The sequence below is a fragment of the Bradyrhizobium ontarionense genome (assembly GCF_021088345.1).
Taxonomy (GTDB): domain Bacteria; phylum Pseudomonadota; class Alphaproteobacteria; order Rhizobiales; family Xanthobacteraceae; genus Bradyrhizobium; species Bradyrhizobium ontarionense.
In genome coordinates, this window is record NZ_CP088156.1 from 6,946,077 (window position 1) to 6,971,349 (window position 25,273).

At 62.6% G+C, this 25,273-nt stretch carries 25 protein-coding genes; 16 read left to right on the forward strand and 9 right to left on the reverse strand.

Going from position 1 to position 25,273, the window contains the following annotated elements:
- Positions 1-128: 128 nt before the first annotated feature.
- Together LQG66_RS30295 and LQG66_RS30300 are read left to right on the forward strand one after the other, a co-directional pair.
- Positions 129-1,052, forward strand: coding sequence for a LysR family transcriptional regulator (locus LQG66_RS30295; RefSeq protein WP_231319491.1), 924 nt, complete (start codon positions 129-131; stop codon positions 1,050-1,052).
- A gap of 125 nt (positions 1,053-1,177) precedes the next feature.
- On the forward strand, positions 1,178-2,167 hold the full coding sequence (locus tag LQG66_RS30300; RefSeq protein WP_231319492.1) for a Bug family tripartite tricarboxylate transporter substrate binding protein: 990 nt from the start codon (positions 1,178-1,180) through the stop codon (positions 2,165-2,167).
- Between the two features lie 4 nt (positions 2,168-2,171).
- Here LQG66_RS30300 and LQG66_RS30305 read toward each other — a convergent pair whose 3' ends face one another.
- The 3 genes from LQG66_RS30305 to LQG66_RS30315 form a co-directional block, all read right to left on the reverse strand.
- Complete coding sequence (locus tag LQG66_RS30305) at positions 2,172-2,639, reverse strand: YbaK/EbsC family protein (protein ID WP_231319493.1); 468 nt, start codon at positions 2,637-2,639, stop codon at positions 2,172-2,174.
- Positions 2,629-3,375 carry a haloacid dehalogenase type II gene (locus LQG66_RS30310; protein ID WP_231319494.1) on the reverse strand — a complete coding sequence of 249 codons (747 nt, stop codon included), beginning with the start codon at positions 3,373-3,375 and terminating at the stop codon, positions 2,629-2,631. The genes LQG66_RS30305 and LQG66_RS30310 overlap by 11 nt, the downstream gene beginning before the upstream one ends.
- A 105-nt stretch (positions 3,376-3,480) precedes the next feature.
- A complete protein-coding gene (locus tag LQG66_RS30315) occupies positions 3,481-4,365 on the reverse strand; it encodes an amidohydrolase family protein (protein ID WP_231319495.1) in 885 nt (294 codons plus the stop codon).
- Positions 4,366-4,641: 276 nt separating this feature from the next.
- On the opposite strand from LQG66_RS30315, the gene ykgO reads away from it, so the two are divergent.
- From ykgO to LQG66_RS30330, 3 genes are all read left to right on the forward strand, one after another.
- Positions 4,642-4,767: a type B 50S ribosomal protein L36 gene (gene ykgO / locus LQG66_RS30320; protein ID WP_006611362.1), complete on the forward strand. Its 126-nt coding sequence runs from the start codon at positions 4,642-4,644 to the stop codon at positions 4,765-4,767.
- Between the two features lie 106 nt (positions 4,768-4,873).
- The gene (locus LQG66_RS30325) at positions 4,874-5,503 is read left to right on the forward strand and encodes a tetratricopeptide repeat protein (protein ID WP_231319496.1); all 630 of its coding nucleotides are present in this window, start codon (positions 4,874-4,876) and stop codon (positions 5,501-5,503) included.
- Between the two features lie 100 nt (positions 5,504-5,603).
- Positions 5,604-5,864, forward strand: a complete 261-nt coding sequence (locus tag LQG66_RS30330; protein ID WP_231319497.1) for a hypothetical protein — start codon at positions 5,604-5,606, stop codon at positions 5,862-5,864.
- 31 nt (positions 5,865-5,895) lie between these two features.
- On the opposite strand, the gene LQG66_RS30335 is transcribed toward LQG66_RS30330, so the two are convergent.
- Positions 5,896-6,078: a hypothetical protein gene (locus tag LQG66_RS30335; RefSeq protein ID WP_231319498.1), complete on the reverse strand. Its 183-nt coding sequence runs from the start codon at positions 6,076-6,078 to the stop codon at positions 5,896-5,898.
- A gap of 256 nt (positions 6,079-6,334) precedes the next feature.
- On the opposite strand from LQG66_RS30335, the gene LQG66_RS30340 reads away from it, so the two are divergent.
- Positions 6,335-7,300 carry an alpha/beta fold hydrolase gene (locus LQG66_RS30340; protein ID WP_231319499.1) on the forward strand — a complete coding sequence of 322 codons (966 nt, stop codon included), beginning with the start codon at positions 6,335-6,337 and terminating at the stop codon, positions 7,298-7,300.
- A 65-nt stretch (positions 7,301-7,365) separates the two neighbouring features.
- Here the strand turns inward: LQG66_RS30340 and cycA are convergent, their stop codons facing one another.
- Positions 7,366-7,761, reverse strand: coding sequence for a cytochrome c-550 CycA (gene cycA / locus LQG66_RS30345; RefSeq protein ID WP_231319500.1), 396 nt, complete (start codon positions 7,759-7,761; stop codon positions 7,366-7,368).
- A 208-nt stretch (positions 7,762-7,969) separates the two neighbouring features.
- On the opposite strand from cycA, the gene LQG66_RS30350 reads away from it, so the two are divergent.
- The 4 genes from LQG66_RS30350 (at position 7,970) to LQG66_RS30365 (ending at position 14,415) form a co-directional block, all read left to right on the forward strand.
- Positions 7,970-9,463, forward strand: a complete 1,494-nt coding sequence (locus LQG66_RS30350; protein WP_231319501.1) for an FAD-linked oxidase C-terminal domain-containing protein — start codon at positions 7,970-7,972, stop codon at positions 9,461-9,463.
- Between the two features lie 1,325 nt (positions 9,464-10,788).
- Positions 10,789-11,961, forward strand: coding sequence for an ABC-three component system protein (locus LQG66_RS30355; protein ID WP_231319502.1), 1,173 nt, complete (start codon positions 10,789-10,791; stop codon positions 11,959-11,961).
- Positions 11,954-12,448, forward strand: coding sequence for a three component ABC system middle component (locus tag LQG66_RS30360; protein WP_231319503.1), 495 nt, complete (start codon positions 11,954-11,956; stop codon positions 12,446-12,448). The genes LQG66_RS30355 and LQG66_RS30360 overlap by 8 nt, the downstream gene beginning before the upstream one ends.
- Positions 12,448-14,415 (forward strand): DUF3732 domain-containing protein, encoded by a 1,968-nt coding sequence (locus LQG66_RS30365; RefSeq protein ID WP_231319504.1) that lies wholly within the window; start codon positions 12,448-12,450, stop codon positions 14,413-14,415. The genes LQG66_RS30360 and LQG66_RS30365 overlap by 1 nt, the downstream gene beginning before the upstream one ends.
- A 185-nt stretch (positions 14,416-14,600) precedes the next feature.
- Here the strand turns inward: LQG66_RS30365 and LQG66_RS30370 are convergent, their stop codons facing one another.
- Positions 14,601-15,266: a hypothetical protein gene (locus tag LQG66_RS30370; RefSeq protein ID WP_231319505.1), complete on the reverse strand. Its 666-nt coding sequence runs from the start codon at positions 15,264-15,266 to the stop codon at positions 14,601-14,603.
- 11 nt (positions 15,267-15,277) lie between these two features.
- Positions 15,278-15,976 carry a hypothetical protein gene (locus LQG66_RS30375; RefSeq protein ID WP_231319506.1) on the reverse strand — a complete coding sequence of 233 codons (699 nt, stop codon included), beginning with the start codon at positions 15,974-15,976 and terminating at the stop codon, positions 15,278-15,280.
- A 471-nt stretch (positions 15,977-16,447) separates the two neighbouring features.
- On the opposite strand from LQG66_RS30375, the gene LQG66_RS30380 reads away from it, so the two are divergent.
- Positions 16,448-17,743, forward strand: coding sequence for a cystathionine gamma-synthase family protein (locus LQG66_RS30380; RefSeq protein WP_231319507.1), 1,296 nt, complete (start codon positions 16,448-16,450; stop codon positions 17,741-17,743).
- Positions 17,744-17,859: 116 nt separating this feature from the next.
- On the opposite strand, the gene LQG66_RS30385 is transcribed toward LQG66_RS30380, so the two are convergent.
- A complete protein-coding gene (locus tag LQG66_RS30385; RefSeq protein WP_231319508.1) occupies positions 17,860-18,789 on the reverse strand; it encodes a LysR family transcriptional regulator in 930 nt (309 codons plus the stop codon).
- Positions 18,790-18,898: 109 nt separating this feature from the next.
- On the opposite strand from LQG66_RS30385, the gene LQG66_RS30390 reads away from it, so the two are divergent.
- On the forward strand, positions 18,899-19,405 hold the full coding sequence (locus LQG66_RS30390) for an SRPBCC family protein (RefSeq protein WP_231319509.1): 507 nt from the start codon (positions 18,899-18,901) through the stop codon (positions 19,403-19,405).
- A gap of 274 nt (positions 19,406-19,679) precedes the next feature.
- Here the strand turns inward: LQG66_RS30390 and LQG66_RS30395 are convergent, their stop codons facing one another.
- Entirely contained in the window at positions 19,680-20,018 is a 339-nt protein-coding gene (locus tag LQG66_RS30395; protein ID WP_231319510.1) for a putative quinol monooxygenase, read from the reverse strand.
- A gap of 490 nt (positions 20,019-20,508) precedes the next feature.
- Between LQG66_RS30395 and LQG66_RS30400 the strand changes: the two genes are divergently transcribed.
- From LQG66_RS30400 to LQG66_RS30415, 4 genes are all read left to right on the forward strand, one after another.
- Positions 20,509-21,747, forward strand: coding sequence for an FAD-binding protein (locus LQG66_RS30400; protein WP_231319511.1), 1,239 nt, complete (start codon positions 20,509-20,511; stop codon positions 21,745-21,747).
- The gene (gene glcF, locus LQG66_RS30405) at positions 21,744-23,063 is read left to right on the forward strand and encodes a glycolate oxidase subunit GlcF (protein ID WP_231319512.1); all 1,320 of its coding nucleotides are present in this window, start codon (positions 21,744-21,746) and stop codon (positions 23,061-23,063) included. The genes LQG66_RS30400 and glcF overlap by 4 nt, the downstream gene beginning before the upstream one ends.
- A gap of 74 nt (positions 23,064-23,137) precedes the next feature.
- The gene (locus LQG66_RS30410) at positions 23,138-23,587 is read left to right on the forward strand and encodes a hypothetical protein (RefSeq protein WP_231319513.1); all 450 of its coding nucleotides are present in this window, start codon (positions 23,138-23,140) and stop codon (positions 23,585-23,587) included.
- A gap of 503 nt (positions 23,588-24,090) precedes the next feature.
- Complete coding sequence (locus LQG66_RS30415) at positions 24,091-25,086, forward strand: TorF family putative porin (protein WP_231319514.1); 996 nt, start codon at positions 24,091-24,093, stop codon at positions 25,084-25,086.
- The last annotated feature ends 187 nt before the right edge of the window (positions 25,087-25,273 follow it).

The window sequence follows — 25,273 nt, forward strand, 5'->3', positions numbered from 1 at the left end:
GGGTCTGCTCCTGAGGTTGCGACGGTCGGTCGTGAGCCGCCGTGCCGTTGGGCCTTGGAGTAAGGGATCGACCGGAGTATATAAATAGAAACTATTGAAACCTATTGTTTCCAAAAAGAGATATCACGATGGCGCGACTTCCTGATTTCGAGGCGATGGCGATCTTCGCCAAGGTCGTCGAGCTGCGCTCCTTCGCCGGCGCCGCGCAGGATCTGAGCCTCTCCAAGGCGTCCGTCTCCAAGGCGGTGAGCCGGCTGGAGGAGCGCCTGGGCACGCGTCTGTTCAACCGCACCTCGCGCCGCCTGGCGCTGACCGATGCCGGCCAGCGTCTCTCCGAGCGCGCCGCGCAACTGCTCGCCGACGGCGAGACGGCGGAGACCGAGGCGCTGGCGCAGTCGCTGACGCCGCGCGGGCTGGTGCGCTTTGCGGTGCCGATGACGTTCGGGGTCAAGAAGATCGCGCCGCTGCTGCCGGCCTTCCTGGAGCAGTATCCGGAGGTCTCGATCGACCTGCACATGAGCGACGCCACCGTCGATCTGATCGGCGAGGGTTTCGATCTCGCGCTGCGCATCGCGCGGCTGCCGGACTCGTCGCTCGTCGCGCGCCGGCTCTGCGCCATGCCGCGCTACACGGTGGCAGCGCCGTCCTATCTGGAGCGCCACGGGCGGCCGACCCATCCGATGCATCTCGCCGAGCACAAATGCTTCGGCTACGCCTACCTGTCGACCGCGGGCGTCTGGCACTACACCAACGCGGCCGGCGAGCAGGCCAGCGTGCGGCCGGCAGGACAGCTGCGCGTCAACAATGGCGAGGCTGTCCTGCCGGCGGTTATCGCGGGTCTCGGCATCGCCGATCTGCCGGACTTCATCGTCGGCGACGCGATCGCATCGGGCGAGGTCGAGGTGATCCTCAAAGGTTGGAGCCAGCCCGAAGGTGCGATGCATCTGGTGATGCCGCCCGGCGGCCCACGCCCCGCCCGGGTCGAGGTGCTCTCGGAGTTTCTGGTCAAAGAGCTCGCGAAGGGAAAGAGGGGACGATCGAACTCGATCTAATTGGCTCGTTGCAGTGCAATCTCCTTGGCGAAGCACGCGCAGCGAAATCTCGCTTTGCCCGCGTGCAATCGTTCGCGTTAGGATCGCACGTACACGACAAGAAGACTTGCCAGGGAGAACTCCCGATGAACCGCCGTAGGTTCCTGCGGACCGCCGCCGCGTTGCCGCTCATTCAGAGCTTGCTGCCGGTTCTCGCTGCTGCGGAGGATGTCTACCCCAGCCGCAACATCACGATGATCGTGCCGTTTCCCGCCGGCGGCCAGGCTGATCTTGCGGCGCGGCCGATCGCGGCCGCGCTCGAGCGCATTCTTGGCAAAGCTGTCATCGTCGACAACCGCGCCGGAGGCGCCGGCGGTTCAGTCGGCAATGCGCAGGCGGCGCGCGCGGCGCCAGACGGCTATACGCTGCTGATGACGCTGTCGTCACTGGCCGTGCTGCCGGAGGCCGATCGGCTGTTCGAGCGCACGGTCGCCTACGAAGTGTCGCAGTTCGCGCCGATCGCGCGCGTGCTGGCGGATCCGACCTTGCTGGCCGTACCGGCGTCCTCGCCGTGGCGGACGCTAAAGGACTTCATCGACGACGCGCGCAGGCGTCCCGGTGAGATCCCGTATGGCTCGTCGGGACCTTATGGGACGCTCCACGTGGCCATGGAGATGTTTGCATCGAGCGCCGGCATCAGGCTGCTTCATGTCCCGTTTCGCGGTGCCGGCCCTGCGCTGACGGCGTTGCTCGGCGGCACGGTGCAAGCGATGGCTGGTGCGCCCGGCACGCTGAAGCCCCAGGTCGAGGATGGCAGGCTGCGCGTGCTCGCCAATTGGGGGGCGGAACGCATTCCGAGTTTCCCTGGCGTGCCGACCTTCATCGAGCTCGGCTACAGGGACGTCGAAATGTATATCTGGGCAGGGCTGTTCGGGCAGCGCGCATTGCCGGCGCCGGTCATGACACGATTGCGCGAGGCCATGGCGCAGGCGGCAGCAAGCCCGGAGGTCGTGAAGACGTTCTCAGCCGTCGGCAGCGTCGTCGCCTATCAGGACGCGCCGGAGTTCGCCAAATTCATGGATCGGGACAGCGCGAGACTGATCGCCGCGGTGAAGCGCATCGGCCGAGTGGAGTAGCGGCTTACTTCGCGACTTCGCAGACGTCGACCCATTCGGCCGCGGTCAGCTCGGCCATCCGCTCCGGCGTGATCTTGACCGCGCTGTGGGTCGAGCCTGCGGCCGGCACGACGATGTCGAACGCCTTCAGCGAGACGTCGCAATAGATGGGCAGCGGCGATTTCAGCCCGAATGGGCAGACGCCGCCGACCTCGTGTCCAGTGATGTCGGCGACCTCGTCGAGGCCGAGCATCTTCGGCTTGCCGCCGAACAGCGCCTTGACCTTCTTGTTGTCCATGCGGGCGTTGCCAGCGGCGACGATCAGGATGACGCGGTCGCCGACCCGCAAAGACAGCGTCTTGGCGATGCGCGCCGGCTCCACGCCAAAGGCTTGCGCTGCGAGCGCCACGGTCGCGGAGCTCTGGCTGGAGACGAGGACGTCGATGTCGGGGGCTTTTTCGGCGAAGAAGGCGCGGACGGATTCAAGGCTCATGCGTGCTGACGATCTCGGGCAGTTCGGACAGCGCAGCAATACGATAATCCGGCGCAAAACCCAACTCGTCCATCTGGGTGCGGAGCGCCTTGAACATGGTGAGCGGCCTCACCAGGTCGGTCTCGAGGCAGGCCGCCGCCATGGCCTCCGGGCTGACGCGCTCGATCCAGGCGACGTTCAATCCGAACGCCTTGGCGCCGCAGACGTCCCAGGGATTGGAGGAGACGAACAACACATCATCAGGCGCAAGCCCAAGCGTTTCCTCGATCAGCGCGTACGCTTGGCGGCTCGGTTTGAAGATCTTGTGCGCATCGACGCTGATCACCGCCTCGATGAGGGAATCGAAGCCGCTGGCCCTGACCAGGCCGTCGAGCATCGCGGGGCTGCCATTGGAGAGGATCGCAAGCCGATGATCCTTCATCGCGGCGAGCGCGGCCCGTGCGTCTGGGTAGGGATCGAGATCGAGGTATTTGGCGATGATGCGGTCCAGCGTGGCCGCGTCCGTTCGCAGTCCGAGCACGCGCAGCGTGTAGACCAGTGAGTCACGGGTGACGACGGCAAAGTCGTCGTAGCGCTGCATGAGGGAGCGCAGCCAGGTGTATTCGAGCTGCTTGATGCGCCAGATCTGCGTGATGATGTCGCCATGGCCGGGGAAGGCCTGCTCGGTGACTGCCGCCACCGATTGGATGTCATACAGCGTGCCATAGGCATCGAAGACCACGGCTTTGAAGGGCACGGCGCTCACCTTTGCAAAATCGAACAGGCGCGATGGCTTCTCGCCATCGCGCCTGCGGATGATAGCACGATCCCGGCCGAGACAGGCCTCGGCCGTCGAACGAGGTCAGATCCCGAGCAGCTTGCGCGCGTTCGCTTTCAAGACCTTCGGCCGGATCTCCTCGCGGATGTCGAGTTTGGCGAAATCGGCGAGCCAGCGATCCGGCGTGATCACCGGCCAGTCCGAGCCGAACAGCATCTTGTCCTGCAGGATCGAGTTGATGTAGCGCACCAGGATCGGCGGGAAATATTTCGGCGACCAGCCCGACAGGTCGATGTAGACGTTGGGCTTGTGGGTCGCGACCGACAGCGCCTCCTCCTGCCAGGGGAAGGAGGGATGGGCGAGGATGATCTTGAGGTCGGGGAAATCCGCCGCGACGTCGTCCATGTACATCGGGTTGGAATATTTCAGCCGCATTCCCATGCCGCCGGGCATGCCCGAGCCGACGCCGGTCTGGCCGGTGTGGAACAGCGCGATCGCGCCGCCGTCGTTGATCGCTTCATAGAGCGGATAGGCGAGGCGGTCGTTGGCGTAGAAGCCCTGCATGGTCGGGTGGAATTTGAAGCCGCGGACGCCATACTCTTCCATCAGCCTGCGCGCTTCGCGCACGCCGAGCTTGCCCTTGTGCGGATCGATGCTGACGAACGGGATCAGCACATCGAGATGCTCGGAAGCGATCTCCAGCATCTCTTCATTTTTGTAGCGGCGGAAGCCGGTCTCGCGCTCGGCATCGACCGGGAAGATCACGGCTGCAATGTTCTTGGAGCGGTAGTAGGCCGCGGTCTCCGGCACGGTCGGCGGATGCTTGTGCGGCGACTTGAAGTACTCCGCCATCTGCGCCTGGAAATCGTCATAGCCGTCGTCCCCGTGCATGCCGCAGGGCTCCTCGGCATGGGTGTGGATGTCGATGGCGACGACGTCGTCGATCTTGGGCAGAGCGAGCTTGGGCATGGGCGTTCCCGGCGGTTGGTTCTTGGCTTTGGAAAATTGATTATACGATATAACAAATTTGGCAATCGCCAAGTTGGGGCGGGGAGACGGGTTCCTGCCTCGCCGGCGGGCCGCGGCCGACCGGTCTTGTTGAAGCCGGGCCCGCCGTCATTGACATCGGGCGGGCCGGTGGCTAGAAACCGGCCGATCCGGGCGACTTGGTCGCTGGCGGAGTTCCATTTCTATTTGCCACTTCCGGCCTGTCCAGCACGGCCTTTCAACGTATCAGGATGTCCCATGAAGGTCCGTAACTCGCTGAAGTCGCTGCGTGGCCGCCATCGCGCCAACCGTCTGGTCCGCCGCAAGGGCCGCGTCTACGTGATCAACAAGGTCCAGCGCCGCTTCAAGGCTCGCCAGGGCTGATACAAGGCTGTTCATCGAGGCCGCGCATCGCCGCAGCCTCGCCCTCACAGGTCTTTGACGTGCGTGCTGCTTTGCAGGACGGCCTGACTGCGTCTAGACTTGCCGCATGGCCAAGCGATCTTCCTGGGCGATTCTGCTCGCCGCCGTCGTCATCTCCATACCGCACCTTGCGTCCGCGCAGGGTGAGCCGCGTACGGCCGTCAGGCCGAAGCTTCCCGAGGCGCCCTCCAAGCTGCCTAAAGTCGGCGCCGACAGGACCAAGGGGCTCGATTTTCTGTTCGGGGCCCTGAAGGCCGCGCCAGATGACGTCAGCGCCAAGCACGTCGAGGCGCGCATCTGGGCGATCTGGCTGCAGACCCCGAGCGATACCGTTGCGCTCCTGATGTCGCGGTCCAAAGCGGCGATGGACGCCCGGCAGGCCGAGGTGGCGCTCAAGCTGCTCGATTCGGTGATCAAGCTCCGGCCTGATTATGTCGAGGCCTGGAACCGCCGGGCAACCATATACTACCTCCAGAACGATTACGGCCGTTCGCTGGCCGACATCCAACAGGTCCTGACCCGGGAGCCGCGGCACTTCGGCGCGCTCGCCGGTCTCGGCATGATCATGCAGGACCTGGGTGAGGAGAAGCGTGCGCTGGATGCCTTCCGCAAGGCGCTGGAGGTCAATCCGCATCTGGAAAAGGTGCCTGAGCTCGTCAAGACTCTGACCGAGAAAGTCGAGGGCCGCGACATCTAGCCCCTCAACCCCGTTAACCATGTCCGGATCGCCGGCCTTGCTGGCCGGAGCGCGCGACCTTAACTGCTGCTCTGCCGACAAAGGTCGACGGAGAGACGCAATGACGCGTGCGATGCTGGCGGCAGCGCTGCTCATGACGACGGCAACGGCCGTTTGGGCCGAGGGTCTGTTCTGGGTGGTCGGCAACCGCGCCACCAATCGCTGCGAGATCGTGACCAGCAATCCGGTCGTCACGATCATGGGCGGCGACATCTGGTTCGCCGACGGCCCCTACAAATCGCTCGCCGACGCCAAGCTCGCGCGATCCACGATCAACGCGTGCCCGAACAAGGCCGAATCGTCCGACGAAACCGACGAATGATCGGTGTGCCCCCGACGGAGGGGCCGACCGCTCAGTGGAACGCGGTGCTGCGGCGATCCGGCAGGCCGTATTGCGCGGCAGCCGCATAGAGCTGCGCGATTTCAGCCTCGAGATGCTCGTTGACGAGCAGCAACGCCTTCAGCGCGCCGCGGAGATCGCCATTGCAGCTCGCGACGATCTCGTCGATGGCTGCCTCGCTCGAACGAAAACTCATTGGATACCCCCTGCCAAACTACAAAACTAACACTCTGGGCGGATCACCGTTGCTTCGAAGAGCGGGATGTGATCTGGCCGGAAGCAATTCATGGCCCGTGCCCGATTGCGAGGAAAAGTCCGGACCATGGTTATAAAATGGCCGACGACGCGGTGATGACAGGATTCGTGCCACGGCCATGGCATTTGCGATGCGCGCCTCGCAACCGGATCCGGCCGGCTCCGTATCTGTCTCTGTGGCACGCAGAAAAATATCAATGATATCAATCACTATCGTCGGTGCTCTCGGGGTGCTTGCCCTGGCCACGCGCGCCGGCGTCGCGGTGGTCGAAAGGCGCTATCCGCCGCAGGGCCAGGCGATCGGCGTCAACGGCGCCACCATCAATCTTGTGGATATCGGGCCGCGCGAGGCCGCGGGACCGCCGCTTCTGCTTGTCCATGGGGCGAGCTCGAACCTCGAGGCGATGCGCCGGCCGCTGGGCGACCTGCTGGCGCAGCGCCATCGGGTGCTGCTGGTCGATCGGCCCGGCCACGGATGGAGCTCGCGGGATCGCACCGAGGACTCCACGCCTGCCGTTCAGGCGCGCATGCTCGACGAGGCGCTGAGCCGGCTCGGCGTCGGTCCGGTGATCCTGGTGGTGCATTCCTGGAGCGGCGCGCTCGGCCTGCGCATGGCGCTGGACTTTCCCGGTCGGGTGGCCGGCCTTGTGATGCTGGCGCCGGTCGCCTATCCCTGGCGGGGCGGGGTCGGGCAATACAATGCGGCGGTGACGGTGCCGGTCGTCGGTCCCTTGCTGGCCCATACGATCACCCTCCCGCTCGGGCTTGCCCTGGTGACGCCGGGGGCGCGCGGCGTGTTCGCGCCGCAGCAGATGCCGGATGATTTCGTCGAGCAGAGCGCGACGCCGCTGCTGCTGCGGCCGCGCGAATTCATGGCCAATGCGCGCGACCTCGTCACGCTGAAGCAGGCGGTGACCGAGCAGGCGCCCCGCTACGGGGAGATCAAGGTCCCGGTCACGATCGTGGCCGGGGAGGCCGACCGGACGGTCTTCACCGACATCCATTCCCGCCCGTTCGCGCAAGCCGTGCCCCAGACCCGCCTGATCGTGCTGCCCGACCTCGGGCACATGGTGCAGAACGCCGTACCGGAGCTCGTCGTCAGTGAGGTCGAGCGCATGGTGGCTGCGGTCACCCCGGTCGAGGCGCCGGAGCCCTCGCCATGAAAAAGCCCCGGCGGCGGCCGGGGCTCTGCAGTTCGCGCGCGAGTGGCGCAGTCGGCCGGCGGCCGTTACTGCTTCTGCTTGCCGTCCTTGTCGAACGACGAGACATACGCCCAGAGGTTGTTGACCTCGGTCTCGTTCTTGATGCCGGCGAAGGTCATCTTGGTGCCGGGGATCTTGGCCTTCGGATCCTTGATGTATTCCTTGAAGACCGCCTCGTTCCAGGTGATGCCCGAGTTCTTGTTGGCGTCCGAGTAATTGTAGTCCGCAGCAGTGCCCGACTTGCGGCCGTCGAGGCCGTTGAGCTCCGGGCCCACCTTGTTCTTCGCCCCTTCGCCGATCGCATGGCAGGGCAGGCACTTGTTGAAGGACGTCTTGCCGGCGGCTGCATCCTGCGCCAGCGCGGCAGACGCCAGCGACGACGAGGCGAGAATGACGAGCGCGCTCAAAGTCAGGTTCTTCATGGATCAGGCTCTGTGGGTTACGAGACGGGTTTGCGCGCAGGTTGTGGCATGGCCTCAAGCGACGCACAAGCGGGGATGCGCTGATGGAAATCAGCATAATGGCTGAGCTTGTTGCCCTGCCGCAAAGTGCGGCAGCTGATCCGCTGCCTATCCAAACCGTTTCGGTTGTGATTGATATGCCAAGACAAATCGAGGCCGGAGGAACGCGATGGCGATCATGATGCCGGAAGCTGATCAAGCCGTGCTGGCGCGCCGCGACGGAATCGTTGCTGCACTGCGTGCGATCGTGCCCGGCGAAGGTGTGATTGATAGCGCCGCAGAGATGCTGCCCTACGAGTCCGACGGCTTGATGGCCTACCGGCAGCCACCGATGGTGGTGGTGCTGCCGGAGACCACCAGGCAGGTCTCCGAGGTCCTGAAATACTGCCACGAGCAGGGCATCAAGGTGGTCCCCCGCGGCTCGGGAACGTCGCTGTCCGGCGGCGCGCTGCCGCTGGCCGATGGCGTGCTGCTCGGGCTCGGCAAGTTCAAGCGCATCCGCGACATCGACTTCGACAACCGCGTCGTGGTCACCGAACCCGGCGTCACCAATCTCGCCATCAGCCAGGCGGTCGCGCATGCCGGCTTCTACTATGCGCCGGACCCGTCGTCGCAGATCGCCTGCTCGATCGGCGGCAACGTCGCGGAGAATTCCGGCGGCGTGCACTGCCTGAAATACGGCATGACCACCAACAACGTGCTCGGCTGCGAGATCGTCCTGATGACCGGCGAGGTCTTGCGCATCGGCGGCAAATGCGCCGAGAACGCCGGCTACGATCTGATGGGATTGATCACCGGCTCGGAAGGCCTGCTCGGCGTCGTCACCGAAGTCACGGTTCGCATCCTGCAGAAGCCCGAGACGGCGCGCGCGCTGATGGTCGGTTTCGCCGAGGTCGAGGCGGCCGGCGAATGCGTCGCCCGCATCATCGGTGCCGGCATCATTCCTGGCGGCATGGAGATGATGGACAAGCCGGCGATCCACGCGGCTGAGGCCTTCGTGCATGCCGGCTATCCGCTCGACGTCGAGGCGCTGCTGATCATCGAGCTCGACGGCCCCGGCGTCGAGGTCGACGAGCTGATCGGCCGGGTCGAGGCGATCGCCAATGGCTGCGGCTCGACGACCTGTCGCATCTCGACCTCCGAGGCCGAGCGCAATTTGTTCTGGGCCGGACGCAAGGCCGCCTTTCCGGCGGTCGGCCGGATCTCGCCGGACTATCTCTGCATGGACGGCACGATCCCGCGCGGCGCGCTGCCGAAGGCGCTGGCGCGCATCCGCGAGCTGTCGGAGAAGTACCAGCTCGGCTGCGCCAACGTGTTCCACGCTGGCGACGGCAATCTGCATCCGCTGATCCTCTACGACGCCAACAAGCCGGGCGAGATGGAGCGCGCGGAGGCGTTCGGCGCCGACATCCTGCGCTGCTGCGTCGAGCTCGGCGGAGTCCTGACCGGCGAGCACGGCGTCGGCATCGAGAAGCGCGATTTGATGCCGGAGATGTTCACCGAGATCGATCTCAACCAGCAGCAGCGGGTCAAGTGCGCGTTCGACGCCCGCGGCCTGCTCAACCCCGGCAAGGTGTTTCCGACCCTGCACCGCTGCGCCGAACTCGGCCGCATGCATGTCCACGGCGGCAAGCTCGCGTTTCCGGACCTGCCGAGATTCTGAAAAGGGCGCGCGCGGGCAGGGCGGTGTCATCGGTCGTCCGCCCGACTTGACGTCCGCCCGATCGCGCAACGACAAATCGTAGGGTGGGCAAAGCGACGCCGAACGGCGGCGCGTGCCCACCGCCTGTCAGCGCGTTGCGCGGCGAGACGGTGGGCACGGCGCCACTGCGATCGCGCGTGAGGAGAGCGCAGCGCCGCGCCTTTGCCCACCCTACGGCTCCGTCGCTCGTCTTTCCCCGCGTCATTCCGGGGCGCCCCAGGGCGAGCCCGGAATCCATAACCACAGGCCAATATGCGAGGCACGCGCGTCGCTCCATCTCGTTCCAACAACATCCCCCTGTGGCTATGGATTCCGGGCTCGCGCGATGCGCGCCCCGGAATGACGGCGAGAGAGCCGTCCTCATCACCTCCGCCTCCATCCGCAAACGCACGCCAATATCCCCGCGACGCGTTGCGCCCGAGTGATGCCATCGACACCGCCCTCAAAATCATCGAGAGGGCGCAGGGAATGCCGGGTGAAGGCCTCACCCATGGCCCGCCTGCGAAAAAAATGCAGGCGGCAGGTACCACAGGTTCAGCCGATCAACCGGCATTCCCCGCGCGGCGGTCTTAACGCTTATACGTGATCTCCCCGGGGACCGGCTTGATTGCCCCCGTCGCCCGCATGCCCGTTTCCGAGCATCGCAGGGCTTGGTCTCAGCACCGGGAGACCAGGACCACACGATTTCACGTCCGCGTCGCAGTCGTTCGTCGGCATGATCAGATCACGCTGCGACCCGACACGGCCACCGCATCCCCACCTCGCATATCGTGACGACCGCGCGTACGCCCCTCTCGGTGAGGCGGGATGGGGGCAGGATCGCACGATTTCTGTAAAAACGAAAGAAGAAAATTCTGTCGTTCGGAGGAGGCCTGCCGCTCTGCGTTGAAATCGCTTGCGAAATGAGTTTTTCCGCGCTGGGCGATTTCTGTCGCTGTCGGCTGCTCTTTGAGGTGAGATCGCGCAAAAACGCAAAAGGTGATTTGCCGACGCTTTGGCATCCAAGTTGGCTGACTACTATCGCCGCGCTCCCAGATGACCAGGGAATGCATGGTCTCTGTTTCGGCATCAGCCCCACAGCATTACCGTAACCGCGCTCTCGCTCAAGTTTCTCGCGACCGTCGTCAGCCTCACGAGAGTGCACTGCAACATGCAGAGTCCGGCGGGCTCCGCCTTTTCTGTCGATATAGGGCGGAAATTGGTTCCCGCTCCTTTTGCAAGAACCTATGCTACTACTCTCCTACACGAATAGAGTTCGCAGATTAGCGCCTTCCCGTGCAGTAGCTATGGATGTTGCTCTAAAACCGGTCAAACATTCTGCGCAAGGTCCATATCTTGGATTTGGCCTGCAGCCCGTACGCATGTGCAGGCATCTTTTGCGTTGTCAAACCGGGGCCCAGGTGTCGCTAGAACTCCTCGACGACGTTGCCGTGCATTATCCCAACGGCTCGGTGGACGTGGAGCAGACGAAAAGCGCGACTCGGAAAAATCCTGTGTCGGACTGGTCGATAGAGCTATGGAAGACCTTTTCAAATTGGGCAGAGGCGCTTGCTGCAGGCGAACTTATTGCGAACAAGACACGCTTCACGCTGTACGTCACTCCACAGAGAACGGGAGAATTTGTTTCCGCATTGCATGCGGCAACCACCATCGAAGAAGTTACCGCTGTCCTCGCCTACATCAAAAGCAAGTTAGCGCGGCTGAGAGAGCCGCGAGAGTGCGATACATATCTCAATAACTTCCTGAACGCTCCGCCGGAGCACCAGCAGACAATAATCTCCAACTTTAGATTCATCTCGGATACCGACGATCCAGTTGCGGAGATTCGCGAGCTTATCGCCGCCACGGTAAACCCCGCTTTGTGGGACGACATCTGTGCGTATGGCATCGGCCTAGCCAAGGAGCGAACGGACCGGAGAATACGCGACAAGCTAGCACCGATTCTCGATGGTGATCGGTTCAAGAGTGATTTCCGTCTGTTTGTTCAGAAGACCAATACACCCGCGCTTTTGACCTCATTCACGACCGCGCCACCACCTGCAGAACTGAAGGCAGTCGTAGAATCGCGCCCAGCTTTTATCCAGCAGCTGGAATTGATCGGTGTGGAGAACTCAGAAGTCGTGAGAGCGGTTAGCGATTATCTTCGTACCTCCGCTGATAAAACGACCTGGGCAGAAGCCGGTCTCGTTTTCGAAGAGAGCCTTTCGGATTGGGATGAGTTCCTGATCGCTCGCCATGGCTCAATTAAAGGTGAAGTAGCTGATCTTCACGGGGAAAAAGAGGCCAATGTCCGCGGTCGGTTGCTTTATCGGCAGTGCGCGAAGATGGAAGCGGCTCTCGACGGTCGTAGCGTCCCAAGTCACTTCGTGCATGGATCGTTTAATGACCTCGCCAACCTATTGAAGCTCGGATGGCATCCCGACTACGCGGCCTTGCTTGGCGACACCCATCATGAATAGGTCGCTTTCCGAATTGGAGATTATTCAGAATCCAGCACTTGGCGCATATCTCCTTTGGCGCTTCGGCGTAAGCTACCAAGCGAGCGATGGGCGCCAAGCTCCCTTTCACCTCTTTTTCCTCGTCTTGCCGCTGGTATTGCATCGGCACACGCTCAGCAAAATTTCATCAACACAGCGTGCATCCGGACTGGCGTTGTTCGCCGCGAAGCTGGCCGAAGAGCGCGAAAATTTGATGGCGATACACAACCGCACACTCTCATTGCGTCGACTGAGCTTGCAGTCCCTCGCCATGGGCGCGGACCATCGTTTGCTCTCCATCAGCGCCACGGACGCGACCGTGCGGGCCAATACGGCGGATGAACGGTTCCGCGTCCCGACATTGCCCGACCGCCTCACGTCACTCGCCCGCGCTCCTGAGAAGCTCGGTTATTGGTGCTCACAATTTTCGCTGCACCAAATAGCCAAAACTCTGATGGTTGATTTTTAATGTATTTCCAATTGAGCAAACTCATTCTTTGGCCGCGCCATGATGTTGAACCCCGGGTCGTTGATTTTGAGCTCGGCGCCGTCAACGTAATCAGCGGCGCCTCAAAGACCGGAAAGTCCGCCGTCATCCCCATCATCGATTATTGCCTCGGCTCCGAAAAATGCACGGTGCCGGTTGGCGTTATTCGCGAAAACTGCACTTGGTTCGGCATAGTGATAAATACCATTGAGGGGCAGAAACTTCTGGCCCGGCGAGCACCCGGCGATCAGCAAAGCACCGGCGATATGTATTTCATTGAGGGGCCGAACGTTGATGTACCGCGTCGCATCGAGGGAAAGAACCACAACCTCGACACTGTGAAGGCATCGCTTAATCGGCTCGCCGGCTTGACCAACCTAGGCTTCGATCCGTCGTCGGAAGACGGCTTCAAGTCGAGGCCCAGCTTTCGAGATTTAATCGCCTTCAACTTTCAGCCTCAAAATATCGTGGCCAATCCCGACGTACTGTTTTTCAAGGCCGACACAAATGAACATCGCGAGAAGCTTAAGACCATTTTTCCTTATGTCCTAAACGCCGTAACCGCCGAAGTGCTGCAAGCGCGGTTCGAACTGGATCAGGTAAATCGAAGCCTGCGTCGGAAGGAAAGTGAGTTGCGTGCTCTCGTGGCCGCGAATGCGGCTTGGCAGGCCGAGGCGCAAGCATGGGTGCGCCAAGCAATCGAACTAGGTGTTATTGAGGCAGATAGCGTGCTGCCCGCCGGCTGGTCTGATATTCTCGACCTCCTTCGTGCTATTGCGAGATCGAAAGGATCGAATGCTCGGCCTTCGCTGCGAGGACTTGATACGACTCTTGGTAGGCTCGACGACCTCAGGACGCAGGAGACCGCACAAGCGGCATCACTCGCCGAGCACCGGCAGCGACTCAACGAATTGCGTCGGCTTCGAGAAAGCGCGGATGCGTTTGGGGCATCCATCCATATCCAGCGTGACAGACTCGCTCTTGCAAAATGGCTAAGGGATCTGACGGTCGCCGTTCCGTCCGAGAGTCTCGTAGCAGTAGGGCGTGGTGGCAGAGACGAATTGCTTTTGCTTTGTGACAATCTGGAGGAGATCGAGGTTAAGCTCCGGGCGCAGCCGACTTTGTCGGACACGCTTGACAAGGAAACGCATCGCGTACGGGTCGCAACGGAAGAAGCTCTCAATGCTCTCAACGAGACCCGGGCGGAGATTGCAAACCTGGAACGCCGCTCCGAGGCCGCGCAGGCGGCGGCCGATCATTTCGACCGGACGGAAAGATTCCTTGGGCGGGTGGAGCAAGCCCTCGTGTTGTACGATCGCGCAGATCAATCCTCCACTTTGCGAGATGAAATCGCCAAGCTGCGGGCGCTCGCCGGCGAACTACAGGGGATCATCGCCGAGGCCGGCGTCCAGCGAAAACTGCGAAATGCGGCTACGCTTGTGGAAAGCGCGGTCAACCGCTTCATTCCTCAGCTCGATGCGGAGTGGAAGGACGCACCCGTGCAGCTTGCGATCGACGATCTAACGATAAAGGTCGTTCGCGGAACACGCAGCGACTTTCTCTGGGAAATCGGGAGCGGCGCGAACTGGCTTGCTTATCACATTGCAACGACACTTGCGCTGCAGGAGTTTTTTCTATCCGAGACCAATCATTGCGTGCCTTATCTCCTTGTCTATGACCAACCCAGCCAAGTCTATTTTCCGAAGCGAGCGGCCACCCGGGATGACGATCGGGGCATCGACCCTCAATTTCGCGATGAAGAGGACATTCAAGCGGTGCGCAAGGTCTTCGCCCTTTTGGGACAGCAAGCCGTTGTGCATAAGGGTCGCTTGCAAATCGTTATTCTTGATCACGCAGGTGAGGACGTTTGGGGCGGCCTCCCGGGTGTGCGGCTCATTGAGGAATGGCGCGGACCTCACGCACTGGTTCCGCGAGAGTGGTACCAATAGGAGGCACGACGCGGCCGTCAAGCGCAGCGTCACCGTAATTTCCGGCAGCGCCATGGACTCTAAACAGTCGTTTCGTGCCTCCACCGTTCGCAGTGGGCTCTCGGCCAAGTAAAAAATGTCTCGTCGAAAAGTTCTAAGCGGTCCCGGTATCCGGCGTCCGAACTTATGCCGGGCACTTCTGTTCTCTACGAGGGAGGTGCGGCCGGTCGACTTAAAGGGAATCTACAGGCTGCACCGCTCTCCGGAAAGATGGTATCTTCCCTCTTGTTTGAGATCAGGTTCCAGAACGGTTCGACTAGTTCCTTGCGAAATTGAGCCGTGTTCGAGATTGCGGACAGCGGCACAGCGAACAGCCATTCGCGTTTAGTCCAATCAGGGTTGTCACGATCGTCCTGTTCCAAGTACTGAAGTAACCGTCCACCTTCATGCGCAACGAACATATCCGCGTAGATCGGCCACCCGCTCGTGTCGAACTGGAGAGCTAACGGATCATAGGTTTTGTCAGTGACGTTTTTCCCTGAAATGAAAACACAAGTCAAAAGGCTTTCTGACGCATGAGGTAGCGCAGCTTTAGCGGTAGTCGGTGCCGTTTCTCGATAGAGATCCATACAGAGAAGCAATCGGCCGATCGGGTTCTTCTTCCTCGGTCCCTCAGCGTAAACCGTAGCACCGATCGACGCCCAAACATAGACCCACTCGTTCTCACTCTGCTTCTCATGCGGCGTCCAGGCAAACGATGAAACGTCAAATCCATTTGGCGCCCGAAAAAGATCGCGGGCGGATTGTTGAAGGGTTGAAAGCTCGCTCGTGACCTTCACGACGTTCAAGAATGAATTGTAGATATTCGACATTGCAAAACCCCCTAGTGATTCAATGAGAAAGCGACTTGCTCCACTTCGATCCGAGAACTCAGGAAAAATGCTTGACTTACGTGGAGATCGATTTCTTCCACCGCTACCGGAACAAGGCCCAATTGATCAAAACCTTCGAACGCTCCAATTCCGAGCTTCTCAAGAAACGCGACAGCGTCTTTGCACCAGATCGAGCTGGAACCTTTTGCCTCGCCAGATCGAATGACTTCTTGAAGAGCGCTCAGCACCTGATTCCACTGGATGATGATGGTATCGGCGCATTCGAAGCTGGCAAGATCGGCCGACTTTACTAGTGAAATATGGACCCAATCTCGTTGACCTTCAGAGCAAATCCTAACTTGATCCTGGACCTGCTGGAGATGCAACATAGCATCCCACTTTACTTCAATGATCCATCGGAACGCCTCGTTGTCGACGTATCCGTCAATGACTAGGTCCGGCTCAATCGTGTACTCATTCGCAGATCTCTCATCGACTTGGAAGCGCGGCCAAAACTGAACGTCCCGAACCTTAGCGTGACTCTCAGGCTTCCTACGAGAAAACCAGGAAAGTATCTGACCAGCGCTATTAGCGTCCATGAACTTTAGTGGACCAAATAGAGTAGAGGTAATAACATCTTCAATAACTCTACGGCCCTCAATAAGCTCGGTAGGAAGCCTAGCTCCCTTCCTGAGGTAAGCATCTAACATGACAAAACCTCCGACAGAACATTTGTCCGACTGACGGGAAAAGAATCATGCCATACCAATATAGCGCAGCGTTTCGATCTTAAACTGCAATCCAGCATGATCTCACACGAATATTTACTTCCCGTGCCGCTGCCCCTCACCCCAACCCTCTCCCCGTAAGGACAGGGAGAGGAGTACGGTGACCGTGCACTTAATTATGATGGCCCACTGGGCCGTTGCCTTACCGCATTGTCCGATTTCTCGGCCATATCAATGCTGTCACGGTTATTCCGCGTTCATTCACCAACGCGCAGCCGTTTAGCGTCTTCGCATTGACGATTGCCCCGGAATGACGGTGAAAACGCGTCCGCTTGGTTCTCGCGGAACTTTGACGACGCTGCAGGCGCACCGCCCATCATCTGATAGACTATCGACATGGTGGCGGCCGCGCGATGTTCGCGGCTGCGGTCCGATCATTCGCACAGGTGAACCATGACAAAGCCGTTTCCGTCAAAAACCCATATCGGCAACCATGCGCTGCATCCGGAAACGCTGATGCTGAACTACGGCTACGATCCGCAGCTGTCGGAAGGCGCGGTCAAGCCGCCGGTGTTCCTCACCTCGACCTTCGTGTTCAAGAGCGCGGAGGACGGACAGGATTTCTTCGATTTCGTCTCGGGCCGCCGCGAGCCGCCTGAGGGCGGCGCGGGCCTGGTCTATTCGCGGTTCAACCACCCGAACAGCGAGATCGTCGAGGACCGGCTCGCCATCTACGAACGCACCGACAAATGCGCGCTGTTCTCGTCCGGCATGTCGGCGATCGCGACCACGATCCTCGCCGTCGTGCGCCCGGGCGATGTGATCCTGCACTCGCAGCCGCTCTATGGCGGCACCGAGACGCTGTTCAGCAAGACGCTGGCCGGCCTGTCCATCGGCGCGGTCGGCTTCGCCGACGGCGTCGACGAAGCCGCGGTCGACGCGGCGGCGCAGGATGCGATGCGCAAGGGGCGGGTCGCGATGATCTTCATCGAAACCCCGGCCAATCCCACCAACGGCCTGGTCGACATCGCGATGGTGCGCCGTGTCGCCGACACGATCGGCCGGGCGCAGGGACATACGCCGCTGGTCGCCTGCGACAACACGCTGCTCGGCCCGGTGTTTCAACGGCCGATCGAGCACGGCGCGGACATCTCGCTCTACTCGCTGACCAAATATATCGGCGGTCATTCCGACCTGATCGCCGGCGCCGCGCTCGGCGCCAAGTCCATCATGACGAACGTGAAGGCGTTGCGCGGCGCCATCGGCACCCAGCTCGACCCGCACTCCTGCTGGATGCTGAGCCGCTCGCTCGAGACCTTGAGCATCCGGATGGAGAAAGCCGATGCCAACGCGCTCATCGTCGCGGACTATCTGCGCGACCACCCCAGGGCGGCCAAGGTTCATTACCTCGGCCATCTCGACGAGGCCTCGGCCGCAGGCCGCGTCTTCCGGCGCCAGTGCAGCGGCGCCGGCTCGACCTTCTCGTTCGACATCGCAGGCGGCCAGGCCGCCGCCTTCAAATTCCTCAACGCGCTGCAGATCTTCAAGCTGGCCGTCAGCCTGGGCGGCACGGAGTCGCTCGCAAGCCTGCCCGCCAGCATGACCCATTCCGGCGTGCCGGCTGCTGTCAGGCAGAAGATCGGCATCCTGGATTCGACGATCCGATTGTCGATCGGCATCGAGCATCCCAGCGACCTGATCGCCGACATTGCCCAGGCCCTGAACGCGGCCGCGCCCTCCCCGGCGTAACTGCGCTCCGCAGCAGCGATGACAGCAAAGTCATGAGCTGATAACCCGGAACCGCCGCTCCCGAGATCGGAGCGGTATGCCTTAATTGGGCCCGCACGGTTCTGTGCGGGGCGCGCTCACTGGCCAGATCCCTCGGTGCTTTTCTCGTTGGCGAGTTTGATGAAGTCCAGGAAAGCCCGCAGGGGCGGGGGAACAAGGCGGCGTCCCGAGTAGTAAAGGTGCGGCCCTGGGAAGGATGGCCACCAGTCCTGCAGGACGGGGACCAAGGCCCCGCTTAGGAAGTGCGGACGCAGCCAGTCTTCGAACAGGGCGATGATGCCGACACCGGCGATGGCCATGTCAACGGCCAGATCCATTGCGCCGCTGATGGTGACGATCAACGGCCCCTGTGGCTCGATTCGAACCGTCTCGCCGTCACGCTCGAATTCCCACGGGCTCATCAGAGCGCCGTTCCCGAACCGTCCACGCAGGCATCGGTGACGGAGGAGATCGCGCGGGTGCATCGGTCGTTCGAGATGCTTGAAGTAAACAGGCGCGGCGGCGATCGCCAGGCGCTGGACACGCGGCCCGATCGGAACCGCAATCATGTCCTGCTCCAGCCGGTCATCGTAGCGCACGCCGGCGTCGCAACCTGCGGCCAGGACGTCCACAAAGCCATCCTCGGCAACGACCTCCATTTGAATGTCGGGGTAGAGCGCCAGGAAGCCGGGGAGGATGGCGGGCAACACCAGTCGCGCCGCGCTGACGGGAACGTTGAGCCTGAGTGTCCCGGCGGGCCGATCTCGAAATCCGTTGATGGCGGCGAGTGCAGCCTCGACTTCGCCGAGCGCTGGCGCCAGCCGTTCGATCAGCCGGTGGCCGGCCTCCGTCGGGGTGACGCTGCGGGTCGTGCGATGCAGCAGACGAATGCCGAGGCTGGTTTCAAGCCGTTGGACGGTCGTGCTGAGCGTCGTGGGGCTCACGCCGAGCGTGCGTGCGGCGTCTCGAAAGCCTCTGGAGTGCGCGACCGCCAGAAACGCGTGGAGATCGGTGAGGTTGGCGGCCAATGTCCAATTCTCCGTACAGCCCGTACCGATAATGACGGATTATCGAGGTAATGGCTACCGGTTAGATTGCCTTCAACAGCCACCCCGGCTGGCAATGAAGGAGATCAGCATGTCCAAGGCCATGGAAAATCACTTGGCAAATCATCTGACGGTGGCGGTTACACACGAAGCCTTCGTGCCGGGACGGATCGATGACGTGTTCGACTTCGTGGCTGCGGAAGACGTGCTGCCGAAAATCCTCACGGGCTATGGGCTCGTCCCCGCGGTCGCGTTCACCTCCGACATCTCCGGACCTTGGGATCAGCCTGGTTCGCATCGGGTCGTGCATCTGGCGGACGGCAGCACGGTGGACGAAGGTGTGACGCACTACGACCGCGCCGCGTACTTCGCGTATCGGGTCAGCAACCCGAGCTTCGCCCTGAAGCACCTCATGACCGGCGCGACCGGCCAATTCTGGTTTGAAGCGACCGAGGGCGGGACGAGGGTCAGGTGGACCTACACCTTCCACGCCAAGAACCGCCTCACCAGGTTGCCTCTGACGCTCTTCGTCAAGAGCCAGTGGAACGGGTATATGGACGTCTGCCTGAGGAATATCATCAAGCACTTCGCGTCCTAGCGGCCATCGCTTGATTACCTCGGCCATGTTAAGTGCAGTGTCGCCGTAATTAGCCGATCTATGGATAAGCCCTCGCTGTCATCGTCCGCGAAGGCGGACGATCCAGTACGCCGTGACGTCTCGGCCCGATCTTTTCGGCCGCGGAGTACTGGATGCTCCGCCGGAGCCTGCCCTCGGGCTCGCCGACGGCGAGGCCCGGGGGCGGAGCATGACGGCGTTGGGGATGGCGAGAGCTCAACCCATCCACGGGGGCCGATTTCACGAAGACGGTCGTCTAGATCAAGCCGTATTGCATCCGCTCGCGCCGGGCCAGCAGCGGCAGGGCCTGGCCGGCGATATAGGTCTTGAAGTGCTCGCTGTCCTGGTGGGCCTTGAACGCGGCCTCGTCGCGGAACAGCTCGTAGAACAGGAACTGCGCCGGGTTGTCCTTGGCGCGGGAGATCAGGAACAGTTTTGCGCCGGGCTCGCGCTGCGCCTCGGGCAGAAAGCGCGACAGGATCTCGGCGACGCGGTCGGCCTCGCCGGCCCTCGCCTCCCATTGTGCCACCACCAGCAGGCCGCCGCCGCTGACGGCCTCGTTCACGGTTTTCGTCTCGATTGCATATCCGGTCATTGCGATCGGTCCTCTCGTTGACGTCCTAAGAGGGCATCGATAGCTCGATTCCTGCGACCGATCCTTCGATGGCGGACGAAGGATGGATGCTTCGCCGGAGTTTCCGGCGGCAGGGCGATCGCATTTGACGAAATGCGGCAATCGCGGCACGAACGCCTGCCAATGAGTTACTCCGTCATGCCCGGGCTTGTCCCGGGCATCCACGTCGGTCCAAAGGCGCCGGACGACGTGGATGGCCGGGACAGGCCCGGCCATGACGACTTTGAAACAGCTTGGCCCGCCTCTGGCAGCGTCATATGCGATAGAACTGCAACGCAGCGAGGCCTCGATGCCGCCGAGCACGACGGCGCGGCGCCACGCGGATCGCTCGCGAACGTTCCGTCGTGGCTGCTCTTGTGTCCGGCCTCCAACTCTTTAGAAAGGCTGCAACGCCGGTGGCCGCGCTTCGCGCTGGGCCGGCTGGCATCATCAACAAGCAAGGCGAGCAGCGGTGGACGCCCTCAAAGTACGCAACGCAGCCGACGTGGAGGAGGTGGTTCGCGCCGCGATCGCGAGCGAGCAGCCGCTCGATGTCATCGGCCACGGGTCGAAGCGTGGGATCGGCCAGGTCACGGCGACCAACGCCGTGCTCGACCTGTCGGCGCTGAGCGCGGTCATAGGCTACGAGCCGAACGAACTCATCATCACCGCGCAGGCCGGCGCGCCGCTCGCCGACCTGCTGTCGCTGATCGATTCCAAGAGCCAGCAATTCGCGTTCGAGCCGATGGACACCGGGCCTCTGCTCGGCACGCCGGGCCGCGGCACGCTCGGCGGCATGATCGCGGTCGGGCTGGCTGGTCCCCGGCGCATCCGGGCCGGCGGGGTGCGCGATCACCTGCTCGGCGCGCATGCCGTCTCCGGCTTCGGCGAGAGCTTCAAGACCGGCGGCAAGGTGGTCAAGAACGTCACCGGCTACGATCTCTGCAAGCTGCTGGCGGGCTCCTGGGGCACGCTCGCGGTCATGACCGAGGCGACGCTGAAGGTGATGCCGCGGCCGGAATCCGAGCGCAGCCTGGTGCTGCGCGGGCTCGATGATCTCACCGCCAACCGGGTCATGACGGCGGCGCTGGGCTCGGCGTTCGACGTCTCCGGCGCCGCGCATCTGCCGGCCTCGGCGCTGCGGCCCGAGGTCGAGGGGCTGAGCCTGATCGGGGCGCCGCGCGAGGCGGTCACGGTGCTCAGGCTCGAGGGCATCACGGCCTCCGCCGCGCATCGTGCGGCGTCGCTCGCCAGGCAGCTCGCGACGTTCGGCGCCGTCGACGTCATCGCGGACGACGCTTCCGCCAAGGTCTGGAGCGCCGTCCGGGACGTGCTGCCGTTCGCCGCCAATGGTCCGCTCGGCGCCTGGCCGGTGTGGCGGATCGTCTGTCCGCCGGTGTCCGGCGGTGCCGTCGGGCAGGCGCTGACGCGCCAGACCGGCGGCGAGGTGATCTACGATTGGGGCGGCGGGTTGATCTGGGCGGCACTTCCGCCGAAGCCGGACGCCTCCGTGGGCCTGGTGCGCAAGCATGTGGAGGCCGCCGGCGGTCACGCGACGCTGCTGCGCGCGTGGGACGAGATGCGCCTCGCCGTCGATGTGTTCCAGCCGCAGTCCCCCGGTGTGGCGGCGCTGGAAGATCGGGTTCGCGCGTCCTTCGATCCGAAGACCATTCTCAACCGCGGCCGTATCAGGCGGAGCGTTGCGTCATGAAGACCGAATTCACCCTGGCGCAGCTGGCCGACCCCGATATCGCGGTGGCGGACAAGATCCTGCGCGCCTGCGTCCATTGCGGCTTCTGCACGGCGACCTGTCCGACCTATGTGCTGCTCGGGGACGAGCTCGACAGCCCGCGTGGGCGGATCTACCTGATCAAGCAGATGCTCGAGAAGGACCAGGCGCCGACCGCCGACGTCGTCAAGCACATCGATCGCTGCCTGTCCTGCCTGTCCTGCATGACGACCTGTCCCTCGGGCGTCCACTACATGCACCTCGTCGATCAGGCGCGGGTGCGAATCGAGGAGACGTTCCAGCGCCCGCTGGCGGACCGGCTGTTGCGCGCCGTGCTCGCCTACGTGCTGCCCCGGCCGCGCGAGTTTCGCCTCGCCATGACCTTGGCGCGGCTGGGCCGGCCATTGAAGGCGTTGCTGCCTGCGACCTCCGCTTCAGCCGGGCCTGCGCCGGGCCTGCTGCGGCGCCTGCGCGCCATGCTCGATCTCGCGCCCGGCAAGCTGCCGGCACCGGGCCCGTCCGGCGGCAGCGTGTTTCCGGCGCAGGGCGCGCGTCGCGGGCGTGTGGCGCTGCTGCAGGGCTGCGCGCAAGCTGTGCTGGCGCCGCGAATCAACCAGGCCGCCATCAACGTCCTGACGCGGCACGGCATCGAGGTCGTGCTGGTCAAGGACGAGCAATGCTGCGGTGCGCTGACCCATCACATGGGGCAGGACGCTGATGCGCTGGCAAAGGCGCGCGCCAACGTCGATGCATGGACCGCCGAGGCCCGGCGCGGAGGGCTCGATGCCATCCTGATCACGACGTCCGGCTGCGGCACCGTGATCAAGGACTACGGCCACATGCTGCGCGAAGACCCGCAATATGCGGCACCGGCCGCCACCGTCTCGGCGCTCGCGAAGGATGTCAGCGAGTATCTCGCGGGCTTCGATCTGCAGCCGACTTCTCAGCACGATGACATCGTCGTCGCCTATCACTCCGCATGCTCGCTGCAACATGGGCAGAAAATCACGAGCATTCCGAAAGAATTGCTTTCCAAGTCCGGATTCGTGGTGAAAGATATACCGGAGAGTCATCTGTGTTGCGGTTCGGCGGGGACCTACAACATTCTCCAGCCTGACATTGCGATGAAGCTGCGTGATCGCAAGGTCGCCAACATCGCGACCGTCAGGCCGAATGTAATCGCGGCAGGCAATATCGGCTGCATGATGCAGATTGCCAGCGGCACGACCGTCCCCGTCGTCCACACCGTTGAGCTTCTCGACTGGGCGACGGGCGGTCCGCGACCAGGATTGATTTAACGGATGGGCCCGCGCGGAGTGCCGGTCCCATCTCGCCGGATGAGTTGATCGCCCGGCGGCAACAGGAGGTTTCGATGGCGAAGGACAAGAAGAGCAAGAAGGACAAGAAGGAAAAAAAGCAGAAGCTGATGGCGCAGGCCAAGGCGACGAAGTCGACCAAGAAATCCGCCAAGAAGGCGGCCAAGAAATCTGCGAAGAAGGCCGCCAAGAAGGCTGCGAAGGCCCCGGCCAAGAAGGTGAAGAAGACGGCGAAGAAGGCGGCCAAGGCACCTGTAAAGAAGGCAGCTGCGAAGAAGGCCGCTGCGAAGGCGCCTGCCAAGAAAGCAGCCGCGAAGAAGGCGGCGAAGGCGTCAGCAGGCAAGGTCCCGGCCGCGCCGAAGAAGGCCGCCAAGAAGCGAGCGCCGAAGAAGGCTCCGATCGTGGCACCCGAGGTCCATGAGTCTGCGGCCGAGACCAGCTGGGCGACGCCAGACGCGCCCGCCGCTGGGCATGAGAGCGAGGAGGGGGCGGGCTCGGAGAGCTGACGCCCCGATCCGACCTCACCGAACTGATCGACCTGACGAGGCCGCAGCGATGACGTTGCGGCCTTCTCGTTTGGGCCTTCTCGTTTGGGCCTTCTCGTTTGGGCCTTCTCGTTTGGGCGTTGTGTTGGCGACCGCGTTGGTCGTGAAAGGAATGTTCCCCGCAGATTTACGGTCGGGCGAATCCGTGTTGCGCCTGGCGAAGCGGCTCCCTCTCGCGCTCAGATTCGGCTGCGGCGACGGGGAGAAAACGCTCTGCGCCCCGCTCCGTGTGCACGTCGAGATACCTCTCCAACACGTAGATTTGTTGTTCAAATGCAACAGGCGCCGACAACCTGCCGTAGAATGGTCAAATCGCTCAAAAAGGCGGCAGATGCCTCGCTTTTTTGCTTCACCTGCGGCGGCACCTTGTCACAAATTGATCCTCACGAGACAACTGGCCGTGTTTGAGCCCTGGGGGGCCGATCAAGGCGCCGATATTTGAAACTAGGGTGATGGGGATCGTCATGAAGAAGTTGGCTTTGTTGGCAACGGCGCTGGCAATGATTTCGGGGTCGGCTTCGGCCGCTGATATGGCGGTGAAGGCCCTGAAGGCGCCGCCGCCGCCGGCATTCGAGCCCTGGGACGTCGCGTTCGGCTCCGCGATCATGAACGACTATGTGTTCCGCGGTGTCACCCAGTCGAACCACAAGCCGTCGGTCGCGGCCTATTTCGAGCCGCGCTACAACGTCAACAAGGACCTGCAGTTCTACGTCGGCGTGGCCGGTGAGAGCATCTCGTTCGCGAACCGCGCTGCGGCCGAGATCGACGTCTACGGCGGTATCCGTCCGACCTTCGGCGCCTTCGCCTTCGACATCGGCGTGTGGGGCTATCTGTATCCGGGCGGGACCTGCCAGTTCGGCGGCACCGGCTTTGATTTCGCCGGTCGGTTCCAGGGAGCCGAGTGCGCAGCCAATGCGCTGGCCAACGGCAACACCATGAAGAAGGACGTGAGCTTCTTCGAGGTCTACGGCAAGGGCACCTACACGGTTAACGATAGCTGGGCGTTCGGCATCACCGAGTTCTACTCTCCGAACTTCCTGAACTCCGGCGCCTGGGGCAACTACGCTTCGGTCACCGGCAAGTACACCGCGCCGAGCACCGTGTTCGGTTCGAGCGGCGTCGGCATGTACGTGTCGGGCGAGTTTGGCCGTCAGTGGTTCGGCACCACCGACTCGTTCTACGGCACGCCGGCTTTCCCGAACGGCATCCACTACGCGGATTACAACACCTGGAACGTCGGCATCGGCTTCACCTACAAGGTGTTCACGCTGGACCTGCGCTACTCCGACACCAACCTGTCGAAGGGTGATTGCAGCGTCTTCACCGGTGCCTTCAACGCGGGTCTCGGAACGACGACCGTCACCCCGAACAATCCTTTCGGGACCGGCTCGAACTGGTGCGGCGCGACCGGCATCGCCAAGCTCTCGGTCGACCTGACGGCGATGACCAACCTGAAGTAATCCTCGCCAAGGCGGATCGAAATTTCAAAGAAGGGCGGCAGAGCAATCTGCCGCCCTTCTGCTTGTCGGGTGCTGGCGGGCTCCTTCGCCCTTGGCCGAATCAGTCGCGGGCCAGGCGTCCGCTGGACCGGGCGTGGTCCGGTCGTCGTTTCCTTTTACGTTGTACGGCCCGACCGCTGAGCGGCCT

What these genes read in the sequence shown, in the direction of transcription:
- LQG66_RS30295 (WP_231319491.1), top strand. Translation starts at nt 129, where the DNA reads ATGGCGCGACTTCCTGATTTCGAGGCGATGGCGATCTTCGCCAAGGTC.
- LQG66_RS30300 (WP_231319492.1), top strand. Translation starts at nt 1,178, where the DNA reads ATGAACCGCCGTAGGTTCCTGCGGACCGCCGCCGCGTTGCCGCTCATT.
- LQG66_RS30305 (WP_231319493.1), bottom strand. Translation starts at nt 2,639, where the DNA reads ATGAGCCTTGAATCCGTCCGCGCCTTCTTCGCCGAAAAAGCCCCCGAC.
- LQG66_RS30315 (WP_231319495.1), bottom strand. Translation starts at nt 4,365, where the DNA reads ATGCCCAAGCTCGCTCTGCCCAAGATCGACGACGTCGTCGCCATCGAC.
- ykgO (WP_006611362.1), top strand. Translation starts at nt 4,642, where the DNA reads ATGAAGGTCCGTAACTCGCTGAAGTCGCTGCGTGGCCGCCATCGCGCC.
- LQG66_RS30325 (WP_231319496.1), top strand. Translation starts at nt 4,874, where the DNA reads ATGGCCAAGCGATCTTCCTGGGCGATTCTGCTCGCCGCCGTCGTCATC.
- LQG66_RS30330 (WP_231319497.1), top strand. Translation starts at nt 5,604, where the DNA reads ATGACGCGTGCGATGCTGGCGGCAGCGCTGCTCATGACGACGGCAACG.
- LQG66_RS30335 (WP_231319498.1), bottom strand. Translation starts at nt 6,078, where the DNA reads ATGAGTTTTCGTTCGAGCGAGGCAGCCATCGACGAGATCGTCGCGAGC.
- LQG66_RS30340 (WP_231319499.1), top strand. Translation starts at nt 6,335, where the DNA reads ATGATATCAATCACTATCGTCGGTGCTCTCGGGGTGCTTGCCCTGGCC.
- cycA (WP_231319500.1), bottom strand. Translation starts at nt 7,761, where the DNA reads ATGAAGAACCTGACTTTGAGCGCGCTCGTCATTCTCGCCTCGTCGTCG.
- LQG66_RS30350 (WP_231319501.1), top strand. Translation starts at nt 7,970, where the DNA reads ATGGCGATCATGATGCCGGAAGCTGATCAAGCCGTGCTGGCGCGCCGC.
- LQG66_RS30355 (WP_231319502.1), top strand. Translation starts at nt 10,789, where the DNA reads ATGGATGTTGCTCTAAAACCGGTCAAACATTCTGCGCAAGGTCCATAT.
- LQG66_RS30360 (WP_231319503.1), top strand. Translation starts at nt 11,954, where the DNA reads ATGAATAGGTCGCTTTCCGAATTGGAGATTATTCAGAATCCAGCACTT.
- LQG66_RS30365 (WP_231319504.1), top strand. Translation starts at nt 12,448, where the DNA reads ATGTATTTCCAATTGAGCAAACTCATTCTTTGGCCGCGCCATGATGTT.
- LQG66_RS30370 (WP_231319505.1), bottom strand. Translation starts at nt 15,266, where the DNA reads ATGTCGAATATCTACAATTCATTCTTGAACGTCGTGAAGGTCACGAGC.
- LQG66_RS30375 (WP_231319506.1), bottom strand. Translation starts at nt 15,976, where the DNA reads ATGTTAGATGCTTACCTCAGGAAGGGAGCTAGGCTTCCTACCGAGCTT.
- LQG66_RS30380 (WP_231319507.1), top strand. Translation starts at nt 16,448, where the DNA reads ATGACAAAGCCGTTTCCGTCAAAAACCCATATCGGCAACCATGCGCTG.
- LQG66_RS30390 (WP_231319509.1), top strand. Translation starts at nt 18,899, where the DNA reads ATGTCCAAGGCCATGGAAAATCACTTGGCAAATCATCTGACGGTGGCG.
- LQG66_RS30395 (WP_231319510.1), bottom strand. Translation starts at nt 20,018, where the DNA reads ATGACCGGATATGCAATCGAGACGAAAACCGTGAACGAGGCCGTCAGC.
- glcF (WP_231319512.1), top strand. Translation starts at nt 21,744, where the DNA reads ATGAAGACCGAATTCACCCTGGCGCAGCTGGCCGACCCCGATATCGCG.
- LQG66_RS30410 (WP_231319513.1), top strand. Translation starts at nt 23,138, where the DNA reads ATGGCGAAGGACAAGAAGAGCAAGAAGGACAAGAAGGAAAAAAAGCAG.
- LQG66_RS30415 (WP_231319514.1), top strand. Translation starts at nt 24,091, where the DNA reads ATGAAGAAGTTGGCTTTGTTGGCAACGGCGCTGGCAATGATTTCGGGG.